Raw genomic sequence first — 250 nt, 5'->3', positions numbered from 1 at the left:
TTGCTGATTCTGATGCAGATGCTGACTCAGATGCGCTTGCTGATTCTGATGCAGACGCTGACTCAGATGCACTTGCTGATTCTGATACAGATGCTGACTCAGAAGAAGATGTTGATTCAGATTCTGAGTTATTTGTAACAATTGAAGTTGACTCAGAGAGTGAAAGTGAAACTGAGATAGATTCTGAAGTTGAAACTGACTCAGATGCACTTGCTGATTCTGATGCAGATGCTGACTCAGATGCGCTTGC

General features: G+C 42.8%; 1 pseudogene. It reads left to right on the top strand.

What is annotated here, in order from left to right:
- Positions 1–250 (top strand): annotated as a pseudogene (locus AX662_RS10845) (hypothetical protein); the annotation flags it as partial.

It is taken from the genome of Streptococcus sp. CCH5-D3 (genome assembly GCF_001556435.1).
Classification (GTDB): domain Bacteria; phylum Bacillota; class Bacilli; order Lactobacillales; family Streptococcaceae; genus Streptococcus.
Note: the sequence above shows the minus strand (reverse complement) of the source record. Positions and strands in the feature narration are given on the sequence as shown.